Raw genomic sequence first — 17,168 nt, 5'->3', positions numbered from 1 at the left:
ATGACCAGGGCGAGGACATGGACACGGCGCCGCACCCCGCGGGTCCGGCTGCGCGGCTGGGGCGGGGTGACGGCGATGGCGGTGGCATGCGTGCTCACCGCCGCGCTGACCCTGCTGCCGCTCTCCCAGCACGGCGGGCGGACCGCCGGGGCGGACACCCCGGGCACGACGGGGACGACCGGCACGACGGGCGGGTCCACCACGGCCACCCTGCCGGTGCGGGCCGATGCGTGCACCGAGCCGGAGGCGAGCCTGCCGCCCTCCTCGGCGGACGGTCCGGGCATCGCGAAGATCAAGGAGCGCGGGAAGCTGGTCGCGGGCGTCGACCAGAACAGCTACCGCTGGGGATACCGCAACCCGTACAGCGGCGAGCTGGAGGGGTTCGACATCGACCTCGTGCGGGCGCTCGCCAAGGACATCCTGGGCGACCCCGACGCGGTGATCTTCCGGGCCATCCCCACCAACCAACGCATCGCCGCCCTGGAGCGGGACCGGGTCGACGTCATCGTGCGGACGATGACCATCAACTGCAAGCGGCTGGAGCAGGTCTCCTTCTCCACCGCCTATTTCGAGACCGGGCAGCAGATCCTGGCCCCCAAGGACTCCCCCATCACGGGGTACGACGAGTCGCTGAAGGGGATGCGGGTCTGCTCCGGCGAGGGCACCACCGCGTACGAGGCGCTGGAGAAGAAGTCGTACGGGGCCATGTTCAAGGACGAGTTCGACGGCACCGAGAAGGACCCGGACCGGCTGACCGTCCCCAACCAGCTGGACTGCCTGGTACGGCTCCAGCTCGGTGAGGTCGACGCCGTCCTCACCGACAACGCCCTTGGCGCGGGGCAGGCCGCGCAGGACCCGGCGGTGGCCCTCAAGGGCGCGGGCCCGTTCACCACCGAGTACTACGGCGTGGCCGCGAAGAAGGGCGCCGACGATCTGGTGGCCCGGGTCAACAAGGTCCTCGTCGACTACCGGGCGGGCGGCAAGGACAGCGCCTGGATGGTGTCGTACCGCAAGTGGCTGGCGGCCGGACTGCCCGGCATATCGGCCCCGCCGGCCCCGAAGTACCGCAGCGAGTGACCCCGAGGCGCCGGAGCGCGTCAGCACCCGAGGGGCGCGTGCCGGAGTGGACGCGTACGTACCGGAGCAATTTGACCTCCGTCCGGCCCACCGGCCCGGCGGCGAGAGCGGAGAGGTGATCGATGAGCGTCGCGGGATCCTTCCCCGGCTTCGCGGGGAGGCCCCCCGGCCCGGCGATGGACCGGGAGGAGGCGGACCGTGCGCTGGCCCGGCTCGGCGCGGAGCACGAGGCCATCGAGACCTCGCTCCTCGCCCTCCAGGACCACGCCGGACGCCGGCTCCTGGAGGGGGCCGAACTGACCGGCATCACCCGGGAGCGGTGGGCCAATACCGAGCGGTCGATCACCCTGCTGTGGGGGTATTTCGACGCCTACGCGGGCGCGTTGGAGGAGGCCAGGGACATACGGGCCCGCCGCCGCCACCCCAACCGGGAGGACCTGGCCGCCCTCACCGAGCTGCTGAGGGGCGAGGCGGTCACGGTCGCCAACCCCGATGCGGTGCCGCCCCCTTCGGCCACCGGCCCGGCCCGGCTCTCGGAGCGGTTCTCGCTCCAGGAGCTGGTCGCCCGGATGAACGAGCTGTACGCCAGGTCGCTGGACATGGTCGTCGCCTCGGACTCCGTCTGGTCGGCGCTGCCCGCCCGGATCGACCTGCTCGCCGCCGAGCTGCACCGCACCCGCTCGCTGGCCCACTCGGTCGGTGTGCGCCCCGGTGAACACCCCGCCGGGGACGACCTGGAGGAGATCACCGAGGAGCTGACCACGCTGCGGGTGCAGGTGATCTCCGACCCGCTCGCGTTCTGGCTGCCCGGCCCCGGCAGCGCCGCGCCCGGCGGCGGCCGCCCGGACACCTCCCGCTACGACCGGGCCGCCCGCGCCCTGGAGGACGTACGGCGGGAGATCGAGGCGGTGCTCGCGGTGCGGCAGGACGCCGAGGCACGGCTGATGCGGCTGCGGGACGTGCTCTCGCGGGCCGACCGCACGCTGACCGAGGCGCGGGCGGCGCGCGGCGAGGTGCTGGCCAAGATCGCTGCCTCCGAGGTGCCCGCCGTCAGCGGACCGCCGACGGCCCTCCAGGAGCGGCTGGCCGCCGCCGCCGAGTACCGCAGGCGCGCCCAGTGGCACCGGCTCTCCCCGCTCCTGGAGGCGCTGGAGCAGGAGGCGGAGGACGAGTTGCTGCGCGCCCGCGAGTCGCTGACCTCGGTGACGGCGCCGCTGGCGATCCGCGCGGAGCTGCGCGGCCGGCTGGACGCGTACAAGGCGAAGGTGGCCCGGCACGGTCTGGCGGAGGACCCGCTGCTGATCGAGCGGTACGACGCGGCGCGCCGGATGCTGTGGAGCGCGCCGTGCGATCTGCGGGTGGCCGAGCAGAACGTGCTGCGCTACCAGCAGGCGGCGGCCGAACTGCTGACGCCGAGACCGCCGGAGGGATCCGAGGGCCAGGCGGGGTCCGGGGAGCCCGAGGACCGGCGGGGTGACCGGGGGGAGACACGATGAGTACGCAGTGCCAGCGCCCGGAGTGCGGGGGCGCCTACGAGGACATGGGCGGCGGCGAGCTGTACTGCGACACCTGCGGTCTGGCCCCGGTCGTCTCGCCGACGGGCATGGTCTCCTCGCCGCCCACCGGGATCGCGGGCGGGGGCAGGGCGGCGGGCCGGGACAGTTCCTCGCAGCGCTCGTCCTCCCGGGCCTCCGCGCGCTCCTCGTCCCGTTCGTCGTCGTCGCGGCGCTCGGTGTCGGGGCGGCTGTCGCGCTCGCTCTCCGGCTCCGCCGCCTCCCGTTCGGTCTCGGTGCGCTCCTCGGGCTCGTCGTCCGCCTCCTCCGCCCGGGGCCGGCTCGGCGTGGGGCTGGTGGAGGTCCCGGGCGTGCCCCGGCCCGATCCCCGGACGGCGGTGATGGAGAACCCGGAGGTGCCCGAGCGCAAGCGGTTCTGCTCCCGTTCGGACTGCGGGGCCCCGGTGGGCCGTTCGCGGGGTGAGCGGCCGGGCCGCACGGAGGGGTTCTGCACCAAGTGCGGCCACCCGTACTCCTTCGTGCCGAAGCTGACCGGCGGCGACATCGTGCACGGCCAGTACGAGGTGGCCGGCTGCCTGGCGCACGGCGGGCTCGGCTGGGTCTACCTCGCGGTGGACCGGGCCGTCTCGGACCGCTGGGTGGTCCTCAAGGGGCTGCTGGACACCGGCGACCAGGACGCGATGGCGGCGGCCATCTCCGAGCGCCGCTTCCTCGCCGAGATCGAGCACGCCAACATCGTCCGCATCTACAACTTCGTGGAGCACCTGGACCAGCGGACCGGTTCGCTCGACGGGTACATCGTCATGGAGTACGTCGGCGGGAAGGCGCTCAAGGAGATCGCCAACCAGCGCCGCACCCCGTCCGGCAAGCGCGATCCGCTCCCGGTCGAGCAGGCCTGCGCGTACGGGATCGAGGCGCTGGAGGCGCTCGGCCATCTGCACAGCCGCAACCTGCTCTACTGCGACTTCAAGGTCGACAACGCGATCCAGACCGAGGACCAGCTCAAGCTGATCGACATGGGCGCGGTCCGCCGCATGGACGACGACGAGTCCGCCATCTACGGCACCGTCGGCTACCAGGCTCCCGAGGTGGCGGAGGTCGGCCCGTCCGTCGCCTCCGACCTGTACACGGTGGCGCGGACGCTGGCGGTCCTCACCTTCGACTTCCGGGGGTACACGAACGTCTACGTGGACTCCCTCCCCGACCCGGACAGCATCGAGGTGTTCCGCACCTACGAGTCGTTCTACCGGCTGCTGGTCCGGGCCACCGACCCGGACCCGGGCCGGCGGTTCGCCTCCGCGTCGGAGATGGCCGAGCAGCTGACGGGGGTGCTTCGCGAGGTCGTGGCGCTCCAGAGCGGGCGGCCGAGACCGGCGCTGTCGACGCTGTTCGGCGCGGAACTGCGCGTGACGGACACGGAGTTGTTCGCCGAGCAGGTGGATGACGTCTCCCGGCTGGGCGCCCGCTCGACGGCCCCGGGGCGCGGCGGACTCTTCGGCAGGCGCGGCGGCGGCGGTTCGGGAGGCGGCGCGGCGGGCTCGGGGCCGTTGCCGGTGGTCCCGGCGCAGGGCGGGGGCGTACCGCGTCCGGGTGGTTCCGCACCGGGCGGCGGCCCGGTGGCTCCGGGGGCCGTGACGTCGGCCGTGGCGGGTGCGCTGCCGGTGGGCGGGCAGCCCTCCGGGCCGGGAGCGGGCGCAGGGCCCGGCGGCCCGGGGGCGGCACCGCTGACGGCGGCGGCGACGCATGTACGGGGCGGGGCGCAGGGCACAGGCCCGCAGGGCGGCTCGTACGCGGGTTCGCGGGGAGGTCCGTCCCCGGGGGCGCAGGGCGGAGGCGTGCAGGGAAGCCCGTACGGCGGTCCGCGAGGTACAGGCGCACAGGGCAACTCGCACGGCGGCTCGCAGGGCGGAGGCGTGCAGGAAGGCTCCTACGGCAGCGGCTCGGCGGGCGGTGGTCCGGCGGCGGCCCACGCGCACCCCGCGCCCGCTCCCGTACCGACGGCGCACCGGGAGACCGGTCCCGCCCCCGCTCAGCCCGGGCCCGCCACCCCGTACGGCCCCTTCGGGGCGGCGGCCGGGAGTGTCCGGCTGGCCCCGTTCGACGCGCCGGCGACCGCCCTGGCGCTCCCCGTCCCCCGGGTCGACGCGAACGACCCGAACGCGGGGTTCCTCGCCGGGCTGATGGCCTCCGCGCCCGCCGAGCTGATCGCGGCCCTGGAAGCGGTGCCCGCGGCCTCCCTGGAGACCCGGCTGCGGGAGCTGCGGGCCCGGCTGGAGCTGCGCGAACAGGACGCCGCCGGCGGCGCGTTGGCCGCCCTGGAGGCCCGGCACCCGGACGACTGGCGGGTCGTCTGGTACCGGGGCGTCGCCTCGCTGGTGACCGGTGACCACGAGGTCGCGGCGCTCTCCTTCGACGCGGTGTACGACGCGTTCCCCGGGGAGCCCGCGCCCAAGCTGGCGCTGGGGATCTGCGCGGAGGTGCTGGGCCAGCTGGACAACGCCGCCGAGTACTACCGCCTGGTGTGGGCGACCGACCCGGGGTTCGTGAGCGCGGCGTTCGGCCTGGCCCGGGTGCAGATCGCGGCCGGGGACCGGGTGGGCGCGGCGCGGACCCTGGAGTCGGTGCCGGAAGCGTCGATCCACTACACGGCGGCCCGGGTCGCCGCCGTACGGGCCCGGCTGCGCGAGCGGGACCCGGTCGAGCCGCTGACGGCCGATCTGACGGCGGCCGGTGCGCAGGTGGCGGCGCTGACCGGGTTCGGTCTGGACCCGGTGCGCCGCGAGCAGTTGACGACCGAGGTACTGGGCAAGGCCCTGGACTGGGTACTCTCCGGTAGTCCCGGCGCCCCGCCGCCGGGCGGATCGGCGGCCGGGCCTCCGGACACCCGGAAGCTGCTCGGCGCCGAACTGGACGAGCGGGGACTGCGGTTGGGCCTGGAGCGCTCGTACCGCATGCTCGCCCGGCTGGCGCAGCGGGGCGAGGAGAGGATCGAACTGGTGGAGCGGGCCAACCGTTTCCGCCCCCGGACGTGGGTGTGAAGATGTCAGAGAGCCACCAGCAGCCCGCCCTGGCGAGATGCCCCGGCTGCGAGGAACCGCCGGCGTCCGGCGACCTGTTCTGCGGCGCGTGCGGCTACGACCTCTCGGCCGTGCCGGCCCGCCCCGACGACCGGCCGACGCTGCCCATCGGCGTGCCGCCGGGTGCCCCGGCGGCGGCCGTGGAGTGGCCCGCCGCGTCGGAGACGGACAGCTCCGATGTGCCCGCGCCCACGCACCGGGCGACGGACCTGCCCGGCACGGACTCGGGCGGCAACCTGCTGCCGACGACACCGCCCGCGCCCCAGGCCGCGCAGACGGCACCGCCGGGCCCGGCACCCGCCACCGCCCCCGAAGCCTCCGCCGCCGTCAGCACACCCGACACCCCCGCACCCGCCGTCACGCCCGGCACCCCCGAACCCCCGGAGGCCTCGGGCGACTTCACGCTGGCCGCACCCGACCCCCGTACGGCGGAGCCCGCCGCTCAGCCGCCCAGCGCCGGGGCGAAGGTCTGTGTGGCCTGCCGGTCCGGCCGGGTCGACCCCGACGGGTACTGCGAGAACTGCGGGCACGCCCAGCCGCGCGAGCGCGACCACGTGGAGCAGGAGCTGGGCTCGGTGGCCGCCGTCAGCGACCGGGGCCTGCGCCACCACCGTAACGAGGACTCCTTCGCGGTCTCCTCCACCGCGCTGCCGGACGGTTCGCCCGCCGTCGTCGCGATCGTCTGCGACGGCGTCTCCTCCGCGAGCCGGCCCGACGAGGCGTCGGCCGCCGCCGCGAGCGCCGCCAACGAGGCGCTGCTGGAGTCCCTGCCGCGCGGCACGCACCCGCAGCAGGCGATGCACGAGGCGATCGTGGCCGCGGCCGAGGCCGTCAACGCCCTGGCCCAGGACCCGTCCGGGGCGGCGGAGCACGAGGCCCACCGCCGCCAGAACGCCCCCGCCTGCACCCTGGTCGGCGCGATCATGGCGGGCGGGCTCCTGGTCGTCGGCTGGGTCGGGGACAGCCGGGTCTACTGGGTGCCGGACGACCGGAGCGGCCCGCCCGCCCGGCTCACCGAGGACGACTCCTGGGCGGCGCAGATGGTGGCGGCGGGCCTGATGAACGAGACGGAGGCGTACGCGGACGAGCGCGCCCACGCCATCACCGGCTGGCTCGGCGCCGACTCCTACGAACTGGAGCCGCACACCGCCGCGTTCAAGCCGGACCGCCCCGGCCTGGTCGTGGTCTGCACGGACGGCCTGTGGAACTACGCGGAATCCGCCGAGGAGATGGCCGCGGCCGTGCCTCCGGAGGCCCACCGGAGCCCGCTGCGGGGCGCCCAGGTGCTCGTCGGGCACGCGCTCGACGGCGGGGGCCACGACAACGTAACAGTGGCGCTGCTGCCGTTCGCCGTGGAGCCGCAGGGGGCAGGATCGAGTCCGGGACCGGCCGGCACCGCCGTGTGAACCACCAGGCCGTGTGAGCCACTAGTAGGGGGACAGACCGGATGGCCAACTTCTCCAAGTCGAACGTGCCGCAGTTCTCCGTCGAGGTGTACCAGAACGAGTTCCTGCCGGAGGGCGGCCGCGAGGTCAACGCGATCGTCACCGTCACCTCGACCGGGGGCGGCACGACCGGCGGCGTCCCGCTGCCGGGGACCTCGGCGGCGGCGGACGCGCCGGGGCGGGCGGCGGACGCGGCGGTGGTGCTGATGGTCGACTGCTCCGGTTCGATGGACTATCCGCCGACGAAGATGCGCAACGCGCGCGACGCGACGGCGGCGGCGGTCGACACCCTGCGCGAGGGCACGCGGTTCGCGGTGGTCGCCGGTACGCATGTGGCGAAGGACGTCTACCCGGGCAACGGACGGCTCGCGGTGGCCGACGCGGGGACGAAGGCCCAGGCCAAGGAGGCGCTGCGGAGGCTGAGCGCGGGCGGCGGGACGGCGATCGGCAGCTGGCTGCGGCTGGCCGACCGGCTGCTGGGCGCGGCCGACGCCGGCATCCGGCACGGCATCCTGCTGACCGACGGCCGCAACGAGCACGAGGCCCCCGAGGATCTGCGGGCCGCGCTGGACGCCTGCGCGGGCCGGTTCACCTGCGACGCCCGGGGCGTCGGCACCGACTGGGACGTGAAAGAGGTCACTTCGGTAGCCTCCGCGCTGCTCGGCACCGCCGACATCGTCGCGGACCCCTCGCACCTGGCCGCCGACTTCACGCGGATGATGGAGAACGCGATGGGCAAGGAGGTCGCGGACGTGGCGCTGCGGCTCTGGACGCCCGTCGGGGTGGAGATCCGGTTCGTGAAGCAGGTGGCGCCCACGGTCGAGGACCTGACCGGCCGGCGCACCGAGGCCTCCCCGCGCGCCGGGGACTATCCGACCGGCTCCTGGGGCGACGAGTCCCGCGACTACCACGTCTGCGTACGGGTCCCGGAGGCCGGAATCGGCCGGGAGATGCTGGCGGCCCGGGCCTCGCTGATCCTGCCCGACCCCACGGGCGCGGCGGCTCCGCAGGTGCTTTCGCAGGGGCTCGTACGGGCGGTGTGGACGGACGACATGGTGGCCTCGACCTCGATCAATCCGCAGGTCGCGCACTACACGGGCCAGGCGGAACTGGCACAAGTCATCCAACAGGGGCTGGATGCCCGCAAGTCCGGTGACTTCGACGGGGCAACGGCGAAGCTGGGCCGCGCGGTGCAGCTGGCGTCGGCATCCGGGAACGAGGAGACTGCGAAACTGCTTTCGAAGGTGGTCGACGTGGTCGATGCGGCGACCGGTACTGTGCGACTGAAGGCGAAGGTCGCGGAGGCGGACGAGATGACCCTCGAAACGCGCTCCACCAAGACGGTTCGCGTCAAGAAGTAGCACGTCAGCGGTACCACGTCTTCGCCAGTACACGAAGCCACGATCGACAGCATGACGGCCCCGGGGCCGGACGAGGAGAGGGGGAAGCGCCGACATGCCGACCTGCCCGAACGGACACCAGTCGGGTTCCGAGGACTGGTGCGAGGTCTGCGGACACCGCATGACCGGAACGGGCGCCCCCGCCGGCGCCGTACCCCCGCCCCCTCCGCCGCCCCCCGCACCCGGCTACGGCTACCCGCCCGTCGGCAACGACGGCGGCCCTCCGACGATGCAGGCGGAGCTGTGCCCGCAGTGCCGTACGCCGCGCGAGGCGATGGCGCCGTTCTGCGAGGAGTGCCGCTGGAACTTCATCACCAGCACCGCGACCTCGTACACACCGCTGGCCCCGCGGCACAGCGCGCCCGGCGGCTCCGGCGCACCCGGCGGCCCGCCGCCCGGTCTCAACCTGCCGCCCGGCTTCCTGGCCCAGCAGGGTCCGCCGTCCGGCGGCCCGGGGGGACAAGGAGGCCAGGGCGGTCCCGGCGGTGCGCCGCAGCAGCAGGACCCGTACGAGTTCCAGGGCTCGCGTCCCTCACAGCTGAACCGCCCCGCCGAACCGCTCGCCCCGGAGCGGGCCGGCGACGACGGCAGGGCCCCTCACGGCGGCCGGCCGGACCACGGCGGACAGCCGGGTCATGGCGACCGGCCGGGCTATGACGGCCGACCGGGTCACGGCGGGCAGCCGGGCTACGGCGAGCAGAGCGACCGCGACGACCAGGACGAGCGCGGCGGCTCCACGGGCCCCGGTCCCGGCTCCGGCTACCAGAGCGGTCCGGGCGGCCAGGGCGGTCCGTCAGGGCCCGGTGGCCAGGGCGGTCATGGTGGCCAGAGCGGTCCGTCAGGGCCCGGCGGCCAGGGCGGCCCCCCGCCGCACGCGTTCCAGCAGGGTCCGCCGCCCCCGCCGGTCTTCCAGCAGGCCCCGCCGCCCGCACACCAGCAGCAGGCCCCCTCGCCGTTCGAGCCGCAGCAGCAGGCCCCTTCGGCGTTCGAACCCCAGCAGTCGGCGCCCTCTCCCTTCGCGCCGCCCCGGCAGTCGCCCCAGCAGCAACAGGCGCAACAGCCACAGCAGCCTGCGCAGCAGCAGCCTCCGCATGGTGGCGGTGAAGACGACTGGGTCCTCTCGCCGCCCTCCCAAGCCCAGGCACCCCAGCCACCTCAGGCGCCCCAGCCCCCGCAGGGGTTCCAGCAGCAGGACCCGTACCAGGGTGGAAACTCCGACCGGAACCAGCCCCCGCCCTACGGCGGCAACGACGGCTACGGCCAGGGGCCCGGCCACGGACAGGGCCAGGGCCAGCCGCAGCAGGCCACGCCCACCACCTGGACCGCCGTCATAGCGCCGGACCGGGAGTACTTCCTCGCGATGATGCAGCGCAGCGGCCCGGAGGCGAGCGGGCTGAACCTGCCCGCGTACTCCCCCGAGCAGCGCATGCCGCTCACCGGGAGCCAGGTCACCATCGGCCGCCGCCGGCACAGCACGGGCGAGTCCCCGGACATCGACCTGTCGGTGCCGCCGGAGGACCCGGGCGTCTCCCACCAGCACGCGGTGCTCGTGCAGCAGCCCGACGGCAGCTGGTCCGTGGTCGACCAGAAGTCCACGAACGGCACCACGCTCAACGGCGCCGAGGACCCGATCCAGCCGTATGTCCCTGTCCCCCTCCAGGACGGCGACCAGGTGCACGTCGGAGCCTGGACGACGATCACGATCCGCCGGGACTAGGGACTAGGAGCCCTCGCCCAGAGGCCAGGTGTACGGCCCCTCCGGGTCGTCCAGCCAGGCCCACTGTTGGCCGTCCGCGACCGTGACTCCGTACCTCTCCCGCTGCGGGCGCCCCTCGCGCTCCCAGAGGGAGAGGGCCTCGTGCGGGTCGAGGCGGCCCGCCGTCAGGGTCAGCAGGAACCGGAAGAGTTCGTCCCCGATCGCGCGCCTCGGCACTCCGCCGGGGCGCGCGACCGGTTCCGGCAGCGGTGAGGCGCCGCGCAGGGGCACGAAGTACGCCGGGGTGTGCAGGAAGTGCCCCTCGGCGCGCGGTCCGTGCGCCGTCGCGCTGACCTCCAGCAGGACGAGCCCGGTGGCGACCGGCGCGAGGATCAGCGCGCCCGGGGTGCACTGTTCCGGCCAGGCGGGCGGTACGGAGGGGAGCGTGCAGGTCGCGATGATCCGGTCGTACGGGGCCCGCTGCGGGCAGCCCCGGGCCCCGTCGCCGGTGACGACCGCGGGGCGGTACCCGGCGGCGGCGAGGTGGGAGCGGGCCGACTCCGTGATCTCCGGGTCCAGATCGACGCTGGTCACCGCCGCGTCGCCGAGCCGGTGGGAGAGCAGCGCCGCGTTGTAGCCGGGGCCGGTGCCGATCTCCAGCACGGTGTGCCCGTCCCGTACCTCCAGCGCCTCCAGCATCAGGGCCATCAGCGAGGGCTGACTGGAGGACGAGATCAGCTCGCCGTCCCGCATCCGGGTGGCCAGCGCCTCGTCCCCGTACACACCGCGCAGCCAGCGTCGGCGCCGTACGGGATCGGGGTCCTCGCCCCAGAGCCGCTCGTACCCGCCGATGCCGTGCACGTAGTAGTACGGCACGAACAGATGGCGCTCCACCTCCTCGAAGGCGGCCCGCCAGGCGGGGTCGGTGAGCCCGCCCCGCGCGACGATGTTCCGTACGAGGATGTGCCGCGCCTCGTCGGCCTCGGGGTCGGGGCCGGAGCCGGTCCCGGCGGGAACTTCCCGGTGTGCGCCCATGTCTCCACTGTCCTGCGGTGGGACCGCGGAGGCGACCGCACGACGACCGCACACGGATCGCGGCGGGGTCCCGGCCATTGGTCCTAGGACCCCTGACCTCGGCCGCCGCGTCTGCGACCATGGACGGGTGACAGAGATTCCGCGCGACACGCTTCAGGAGCAGACCTTTTACGAGCAGGTCGGCGGCGAGGAGACCTTCCGGCGCCTGGTCCACCGCTTCTACGAGGGGGTGGCGGGCGACGAACTGCTGCGGCCGATGTATCCGGAGGAGGACCTCGGCCCGGCCGAGGAGCGCTTCGCCCTGTTCCTGATGCAGTACTGGGGCGGCCCGCGCACCTACAGCGACCACCGGGGCCACCCGAGGCTGCGGATGCGGCACGCCCCGTTCCGGGTGGACCGGGCGGCCCATGACGCCTGGCTGGCCCATATGCGGGTGGCGCTGGACGAGCTGGGTCTGGCGCCCGAGCACGAGAAGCAGCTGTGGGACTACCTGACGTACGCGGCGGCCTCGATGGTCAACACGGCGGACTGACGCACACCGGGCTGGAACAGGGCTGACGAGCCGGGCGATCCGATCGATCGGCCCGGCCCAGTCGTGCCCGGGACGGTGGGAGCCGCTCAGCTGGCGCCACCGGTCGGAGCAGTGTCGGAGCGGCCGCCGGAACGGCTCAGTTGTGCTCCACGGTCAGCGCCAGAGCCCCCAGCCCGCCCACCGGATCGCGCCGCAGGGCGACCGAGCCGAACGGGGTCCGCAGCCGCAGCCAGCCGCCCGCGGCGAGGAGCGAGACGGGGAAGCCGGGGTCGGCGCGGAGGAAGCCGAGGGACTGGGCGGCGTGGACGGCCCGCAGCGGCAGCTCGGTGGCGCCGACCGGGCGGGACCAGATCTCCCGGCCGATGCGGTCGCGCTCGGCGCGGGTGCGCAGCTCCTCGGGCAGCGCCTCGTCCCGCGTACGGAATTCGGCGACGGCCTCGTCGAGGGCGGCGCGCAGGGCGTCGGGGCGGGGCAGCCCGGCCTGTTCCCGCCAGGGCCCCCGAGGCGGCAGGACACCGGTCCAGGGCGGCCCGGTGACGGGAGCGGGCAGCGCACCGCCCCGCTCCCCGGGGCCCTCCTCGGAGACGTCGAGGGACTCCAGCAGCTCCCCGGCCGACACCGTGACGTCGAGCGTCTCGGGCCGGGCCAGGCGGGCGGCGCGGATGGCGAGGACCTCGAAGGAGGGCGGGCGGCCGAACACGGCCAGTGCGTCGCCGCCGCCCGCCTGCAACCGGACCGCGGCGGCCCGGTCGTAGTGGAGCAGCCGACCGAGGAAGGCGGCGAGATCCGCCGCCTCCCTCGGGTCGGCGAACAGCAGCGACTGCACAGGCACGGTCATGCCGCGGCGGGCTCCTCTGCCAGGTACTCCTGGAGGAAGAGCTTCTCCTCGGCGGAGATCCGCCGGGGCCGCTCCGCCGCCAGGTCGTACGGGACGACGACGGTCGAGGCCCGTACGTACACCTGCTCGGGGTCCTTGATCTCGTAGGCGATCGTCAGCGACGCGGCGCCTATCTTCGTGACCCACGACTCGACGGTGACCGGCTCGTGCCGGTGCACGAGCGGCCGTACGTAGTCGATCTCGTGCCGGGCCACGACGGACCCGCCCGAGAACGACGGCGAGCCGTCCCCCGGCGCCAGCCGGAACATGAAGTCGATGCGCGCCTCCTCCAGGTAGCGGAGGAAGACCACGTTGTTGACGTGGCCGAAGGCATCCATGTCCGACCAGCGCAGCGGGCAGCGGTAGATATGACGAGCCAAGACCATCAGCCTCGCGTGAGCTTCTTGTACGTGGCGCGGTGCGGACGGGCCGCGTCCGGGCCGAGACGCTCGATCTTGTTCTTCTCGTACGACTCGAAGTTGCCCTCGAACCAGTACCACTTGGAGTCACCCTCGTAGGCGAGGATGTGCGTGGCGACGCGGTCCAGGAACCAGCGGTCGTGGGAGATGACCACCGCGGCGCCCGGGAACTCCAGGAGCGCGTTCTCGAGCGAGGACAGGGTCTCGACGTCGAGGTCGTTGGTGGGCTCGTCGAGGAGCAGCAGGTTGCCGCCCTCCTTGAGCGTCAGCGCCAGGTTGAGGCGGTTGCGCTCACCGCCGGAGAGGACACCGGCCGGCTTCTGCTGGTCCGGGCCCTTGAAGCCGAACGCGGAGACGTACGCCCGCGAAGGCATCTCGACCTGGCCGACGTTGATGTAGTCCAGCTCGTCCGAGACGACGGCCCAGAGGGTCTTCTTCGGGTCGATGTTGGCGCGGGACTGGTCGACGTAGGAGATCTTGACGGTCTCACCGACGCGGATGGAGCCGCTGTCGGGCGTCTCCAGGCCCTGGATCATCTTGAACAGCGTGGTCTTGCCCGCGCCGTTCGGACCGATGACGCCGACGATGCCGTTACGGGGCAGCGTGAACGACAGGTCGTCGATGAGGACCTTGTCGCCGAAGGCCTTCGAGAGGTTCTCGACCTCGACGACGATGGAACCGAGGCGCGGCCCCGGCGGGATCTGGATCTCCTCGAAGTCCAGCTTCCGCATCTTGTCGGCCTCGGCCGCCATCTCCTCGTACCGGGCGAGACGGGCCTTGGACTTGGTCTGGCGCCCCTTGGCGTTCGACCGCACCCACTCCAGCTCCTCCTTGAGGCGCTTTTGCCGCTTCTCGTCCTTGCGGCCCTCGACCTTGAGGCGGGCGGCCTTCTTGTCGAGGTACGTGGAGTAGTTGCCCTCGTACGGAATCGCGCGGCCGCGGTCCAGTTCGAGGATCCACTCGGCGACGTTGTTGAGGAAGTACCGGTCGTGGGTGACGGCGACGACGGCACCCGCGTACTTCGAGAGGTGCTGCTCCAGCCAGTTCACCGACTCGGCGTCGAGGTGGTTGGTGGGCTCGTCGAGGAGGAGCAGGTCCGGGGCCTCGATGAGGAGCTTGCAGAGCGCCACGCGGCGCTTCTCGCCACCGGAGAGGTTGACGACGGGCCAGTCGCCGGGCGGGCAGCCCAGAGCGTCCATGGCCTGCTCCAGCTGGGCGTCCAGGTCCCACGCGTTGGCGTGGTCCAGGTCCTCCTGGAGCTTGCCCATCTCCTCCATCAGCGCGTCGGAGTAGTCGGTCGCCATCAGCTCGGCTACCTCGTTGAAGCGCTTGAGCTTGCCCATGATCTCGGCGGCGCCGTCCTGGACGTTCTCCAGCACGGTCTTGCTCTCGTCCAGCTCCGGCTCCTGCATGAGGATGCCGACGCTGAACCCCGGCGACAGGAACGCGTCACCGTTGGACGGCTGCTCCAGGCCCGCCATGATCTTCAGCACCGTGGACTTACCGGCGCCGTTGGGCCCCACGACACCGATCTTCGCACCGGGCAGGAAGTTCAAGGTGACGTCGTCAAGGATGACCTTGTCGCCGTGCGCCTTGCGCGTCTTGCGCATGGTGTAGATGAACTCAGCCAAGAGAAACCGTCCGGCAGCAATAGAGGTGTGGGCAGATACACCCCATCTTGCCTGACGTCCATCCCTGGGTGGTAACCCGTCCAGGAACGGACGGGCTCCGGCCCCGGGGAGCAACCGGCTGCGGCCCGGGGGATCGACCGGTTCCGGCCCGGGACCAGCCGCCGGACCAGCCGCTACGCCCGGGGCCGCGCGGCTTACGCGCCCGGCGGCCCGGCCGCTTCCTTCCGGCGGAGGACGAAGAGGGTTCCGCCGCCGACGACGAGGAAGCCGACGGCGAGGGCGGCGATCATCGGGGTGGTGCTGGAGCCGCCGGTGGCCGCGAGGTCGCCCTCCAGGCCCGAGGTGGCGGTGCCGGTGGAGGCGGGGAGGGAGTCGCGGGCGCTCTGGGTGCCGATGCCGCTGTCCTCGTCGGCCGGGAGGTCCTTCCCGGCCGCGATGACGCTGCCGCTGGTGGCGCAGTCCAGGACGCCGGTGAAGTTCTTCCGGAAGCCGCCGGGGCCGGTGATGGTGAAGTCGTACGCCTGGTCCTCGGCGACCGGGATGGTGACCGTCTCGGTGGCTCCGGCGGCCACGGTGTGCTCGGTGCCGCCCAGCTCGAAGGTGAAGGGCTCGTCGCCCCGGTTGGCGGCGGTGAGGTCCACGCCGCCGGCGGCGCAGTTCTTACGGGCGGTGAGGGCGGGGGCGGCGCCCGTCTCGGACCAGGTGGCGGTGGCGCGTGCGGAGACCGTGGACTCGCTGGAACCGGCCAGGATCTGGGTCTGGGTGCGGGTGGTCCCGGCGAAGGCCCGGCCGACAGGTACGGAGGTGGTGGTCTGGACGGTGAGCGAGGCGGAGCCGTCGGTGGAGCCCTCCGGCACGTCGAAGTAGAGGCGGGCGCCGTCCCTGGCGGAGGTGACGGGTGTGCCCTTCTCGTCGGTCACCGTGATGCCGCTCGCCGCCGCGTCCACCGGAGGCGCCACGGAGACCTGGTCCGCGTCCGTACGCACGGTCACCGGGCCCAGCCGCTCCCCGGCCCGGCCGGAGACCGCCGCGGGCTCCAGGGTCAGGGAGGCCCGGGGTTCGGCGGCGTTGCGCGCGCTCTTCTGCAGCCAGTCGGCGAGCTTCTCGGCGTGCTTGTCCGACGCGGTGACATCGGCGCCGTCCGAGTAGCGCCAGATGGCGACCTGGGTGCCCGCGGCGGCGGTCCTCTCGGTGAGCGGTCCGGTGCCCGCCGCCTCGGCGAGTGCGGCGAGGTCGTCGACCTGGGGGTAGGAGTGCTGGAGGATCCACCGGATCTTCCCGGCGTTCCGGTTGGCGCCGAGCGAGGTCTCGGCCCACGGGGTCTCCAGGTACTTCGCCTGGTCCTGGGCGGGGTTGTGGAGGTCGATGCAGTACGTCTTGAGCCTGCCGCCGCCGTCCACGGTCATCTCGAAGAGCCCGGCGGGCAGTTCCTGCGTACGGGCGGGGGCACCGTTCTCGCCCGGCATGCGGAGCACGGCGTTGTCGAAGGTCTTCAGTCCGTCGAGCACCGCCGCCGCGCCGCCCTGGTGCCGGCCCGAGTCGTCGGCGGCCGCCGTGCCCGCCCCGGCCAGGGTGGCCGCCGCCGTGACGAGACCGGAGAGCAGCAGCGCGGCCACCGGGCGGAAGAGGCCTCGTCCGCGCCCGGGAGTCTTCCCGGTCCGCGCCGCTCTGCCGCGGGCGGCGTGCCCCGCCTGCGCGTAGGACGGCGAAGCGGACACTGCAGGCGCAGAAAACACAGGATTCCCCTCCGGGCGAGGCCCTCGCGCATGGTGCGCGTGTGGGGAATGCCTCGCCAGCAGACTCAAGTGACCCATGAGCTCTGGGAATCCTAAGGAACGGGCGATCCGTAATCCCCCGTCCTGCCTCCGCCCAACCATTCCGAATCGGAATCGTTATCGCCGGGCCGCCCACCCCGACCAGCCCTTTCAGGACACGGCGGCCCTTTCGGTGACGCGTTCGGCAGGGCCTTCCGACAGGGTCTGTGACGCGCCGGAATCGCCTCCTGACGCTCCGTCTGTTCCGCTCCGCAGGGCGGAGGTCAAGGCCGGTTCGGTCCGGACGACCCGGCGGAAGGCGGCGGTCCCCCGGCTCAGGTCATGGCCGACCGCGACCGCCTCCACATCCACGAACGTCCTTCGCCCGCCGTCCCGTTCCTCCTCGCGGACCTTCAGCCGGCCGTGCACCACGAGGGGTTCCCCGATCGCCACGGACGCGGCCAGATTCGTGGCGAGCGTCCGCCAGGCCCAGACCGTGTAGAAGCTGGTGGGCCCGTCCGTCCAGAGCTGGGTCTCGCGGTCCCGGCGCCGCGGGGTCACGGCGAGGCGAAATCGCGCCATCCCCCCGGTCGCCGTGTCGCGGAACTCCACCGCAGTGGCGGCGTTCCCCACCAGCGTCACCATCGTCCCGTTCATTTCCGCCCCCGCATTCCGTCGTCATGTTCCGGGTGACCGGTGACCGTCGTTCCC

At 73.5% G+C, this 17,168-nt stretch carries 14 protein-coding genes; 7 read left to right on the top strand and 7 right to left on the bottom strand.

Features of this window, described 5'->3' with window-relative positions; genetic code table 11:
- Together DJ476_RS23535 and DJ476_RS23530 are read left to right on the top strand one after the other, a co-directional pair.
- Entirely contained in the window at positions 1–1,077 is a 1,077-nt protein-coding gene (locus DJ476_RS23535; protein WP_112491503.1) for a glutamate ABC transporter substrate-binding protein, read from the top strand.
- 122 nt (positions 1,078–1,199) lie between these two features.
- Positions 1,200–2,573 carry a coiled-coil domain-containing protein gene (locus DJ476_RS23530; RefSeq protein WP_112491502.1) on the top strand — a complete coding sequence of 458 codons (1,374 nt, stop codon included), beginning with the start codon at positions 1,200–1,202 and terminating at the stop codon, positions 2,571–2,573.
- Positions 2,574–2,607: 34 nt separating this feature from the next.
- Here DJ476_RS23530 and DJ476_RS36260 read toward each other — a convergent pair whose 3' ends face one another.
- The gene (locus DJ476_RS36260; RefSeq protein WP_455907229.1) at positions 2,608–3,000 is read right to left on the bottom strand and encodes a hypothetical protein; all 393 of its coding nucleotides are present in this window, start codon (positions 2,998–3,000) and stop codon (positions 2,608–2,610) included.
- Here DJ476_RS36260 and DJ476_RS23525 point away from each other — a divergent pair.
- From DJ476_RS23525 to DJ476_RS23510, 4 genes are all read left to right on the top strand, one after another.
- Positions 2,918–5,629 (top strand): tetratricopeptide repeat protein, encoded by a 2,712-nt coding sequence (locus DJ476_RS23525; RefSeq protein ID WP_456339962.1) that lies wholly within the window; start codon positions 2,918–2,920, stop codon positions 5,627–5,629. The two genes, DJ476_RS36260 and DJ476_RS23525, sit on opposite strands and share 83 nt — an antisense overlap.
- Before the next feature lie 2 nt (positions 5,630–5,631).
- Positions 5,632–7,074 carry a protein phosphatase 2C domain-containing protein gene (locus tag DJ476_RS23520; protein WP_112492601.1) on the top strand — a complete coding sequence of 481 codons (1,443 nt, stop codon included), beginning with the start codon at positions 5,632–5,634 and terminating at the stop codon, positions 7,072–7,074.
- A 41-nt stretch (positions 7,075–7,115) separates the two neighbouring features.
- Complete coding sequence (locus tag DJ476_RS23515; protein WP_112491499.1) at positions 7,116–8,474, top strand: vWA domain-containing protein; 1,359 nt, start codon at positions 7,116–7,118, stop codon at positions 8,472–8,474.
- Positions 8,475–8,568: 94 nt separating this feature from the next.
- Positions 8,569–10,230: an FHA domain-containing protein gene (locus tag DJ476_RS23510; RefSeq protein ID WP_112491497.1), complete on the top strand. Its 1,662-nt coding sequence runs from the start codon at positions 8,569–8,571 to the stop codon at positions 10,228–10,230.
- Between the two features lie 3 nt (positions 10,231–10,233).
- Here DJ476_RS23510 and DJ476_RS23505 read toward each other — a convergent pair whose 3' ends face one another.
- A complete protein-coding gene (locus DJ476_RS23505; RefSeq protein WP_112491495.1) occupies positions 10,234–11,244 on the bottom strand; it encodes a methyltransferase domain-containing protein in 1,011 nt (336 codons plus the stop codon).
- 127 nt (positions 11,245–11,371) lie between these two features.
- Here DJ476_RS23505 and DJ476_RS23500 point away from each other — a divergent pair, with 127 nt between their 5' ends.
- Positions 11,372–11,776: a globin gene (locus DJ476_RS23500; protein ID WP_018487225.1), complete on the top strand. Its 405-nt coding sequence runs from the start codon at positions 11,372–11,374 to the stop codon at positions 11,774–11,776.
- A gap of 136 nt (positions 11,777–11,912) precedes the next feature.
- On the opposite strand, the gene DJ476_RS23495 is transcribed toward DJ476_RS23500, so the two are convergent.
- The 5 genes from DJ476_RS23495 to DJ476_RS23475 form a co-directional block, all read right to left on the bottom strand.
- Positions 11,913–12,614, bottom strand: coding sequence for a hypothetical protein (locus DJ476_RS23495; RefSeq protein ID WP_112491494.1), 702 nt, complete (start codon positions 12,612–12,614; stop codon positions 11,913–11,915).
- The gene (locus DJ476_RS23490) at positions 12,611–13,033 is read right to left on the bottom strand and encodes an acyl-CoA thioesterase (protein WP_029395283.1); all 423 of its coding nucleotides are present in this window, start codon (positions 13,031–13,033) and stop codon (positions 12,611–12,613) included. Before DJ476_RS23490 ends, DJ476_RS23495 begins: the two co-directional genes overlap by 4 nt.
- A 5-nt stretch (positions 13,034–13,038) precedes the next feature.
- Positions 13,039–14,703: an energy-dependent translational throttle protein EttA gene (gene ettA, locus DJ476_RS23485; protein WP_019763814.1), complete on the bottom strand. Its 1,665-nt coding sequence runs from the start codon at positions 14,701–14,703 to the stop codon at positions 13,039–13,041.
- Positions 14,704–14,897: 194 nt separating this feature from the next.
- The gene (locus DJ476_RS23480; RefSeq protein ID WP_404827533.1) at positions 14,898–16,439 is read right to left on the bottom strand and encodes a Cys-Gln thioester bond-forming surface protein; all 1,542 of its coding nucleotides are present in this window, start codon (positions 16,437–16,439) and stop codon (positions 14,898–14,900) included.
- Positions 16,440–16,628: 189 nt separating this feature from the next.
- Entirely contained in the window at positions 16,629–17,114 is a 486-nt protein-coding gene (locus DJ476_RS23475; protein ID WP_112491490.1) for a single-stranded DNA-binding protein, read from the bottom strand.
- Positions 17,115–17,168 lie beyond the last annotated feature (54 nt).

Origin of the sequence: Streptomyces bacillaris (assembly GCF_003268675.1) — a bacterium.
GTDB classification, from domain to species: domain Bacteria; phylum Actinomycetota; class Actinomycetes; order Streptomycetales; family Streptomycetaceae; genus Streptomyces; species Streptomyces bacillaris.
The sequence above is the reverse complement of the archived record's forward strand: the minus strand, read 5'-3'. Positions and strand labels throughout refer to the sequence as shown.

What these genes read in the sequence shown, in the direction of transcription:
- DJ476_RS23535 (WP_112491503.1), top strand. Translation starts at nt 1, where the DNA reads ATGACCAGGGCGAGGACATGGACACGGCGCCGCACCCCGCGGGTCCGG.
- DJ476_RS23530 (WP_112491502.1), top strand. Translation starts at nt 1,200, where the DNA reads ATGAGCGTCGCGGGATCCTTCCCCGGCTTCGCGGGGAGGCCCCCCGGC.
- DJ476_RS23520 (WP_112492601.1), top strand. Translation starts at nt 5,632, where the DNA reads ATGTCAGAGAGCCACCAGCAGCCCGCCCTGGCGAGATGCCCCGGCTGC.
- DJ476_RS23515 (WP_112491499.1), top strand. Translation starts at nt 7,116, where the DNA reads ATGGCCAACTTCTCCAAGTCGAACGTGCCGCAGTTCTCCGTCGAGGTG.
- DJ476_RS23510 (WP_112491497.1), top strand. Translation starts at nt 8,569, where the DNA reads ATGCCGACCTGCCCGAACGGACACCAGTCGGGTTCCGAGGACTGGTGC.
- DJ476_RS23505 (WP_112491495.1), bottom strand. Translation starts at nt 11,244, where the DNA reads ATGGGCGCACACCGGGAAGTTCCCGCCGGGACCGGCTCCGGCCCCGAC.
- DJ476_RS23495 (WP_112491494.1), bottom strand. Translation starts at nt 12,614, where the DNA reads ATGACCGTGCCTGTGCAGTCGCTGCTGTTCGCCGACCCGAGGGAGGCG.
- DJ476_RS23475 (WP_112491490.1), bottom strand. Translation starts at nt 17,114, where the DNA reads ATGAACGGGACGATGGTGACGCTGGTGGGGAACGCCGCCACTGCGGTG.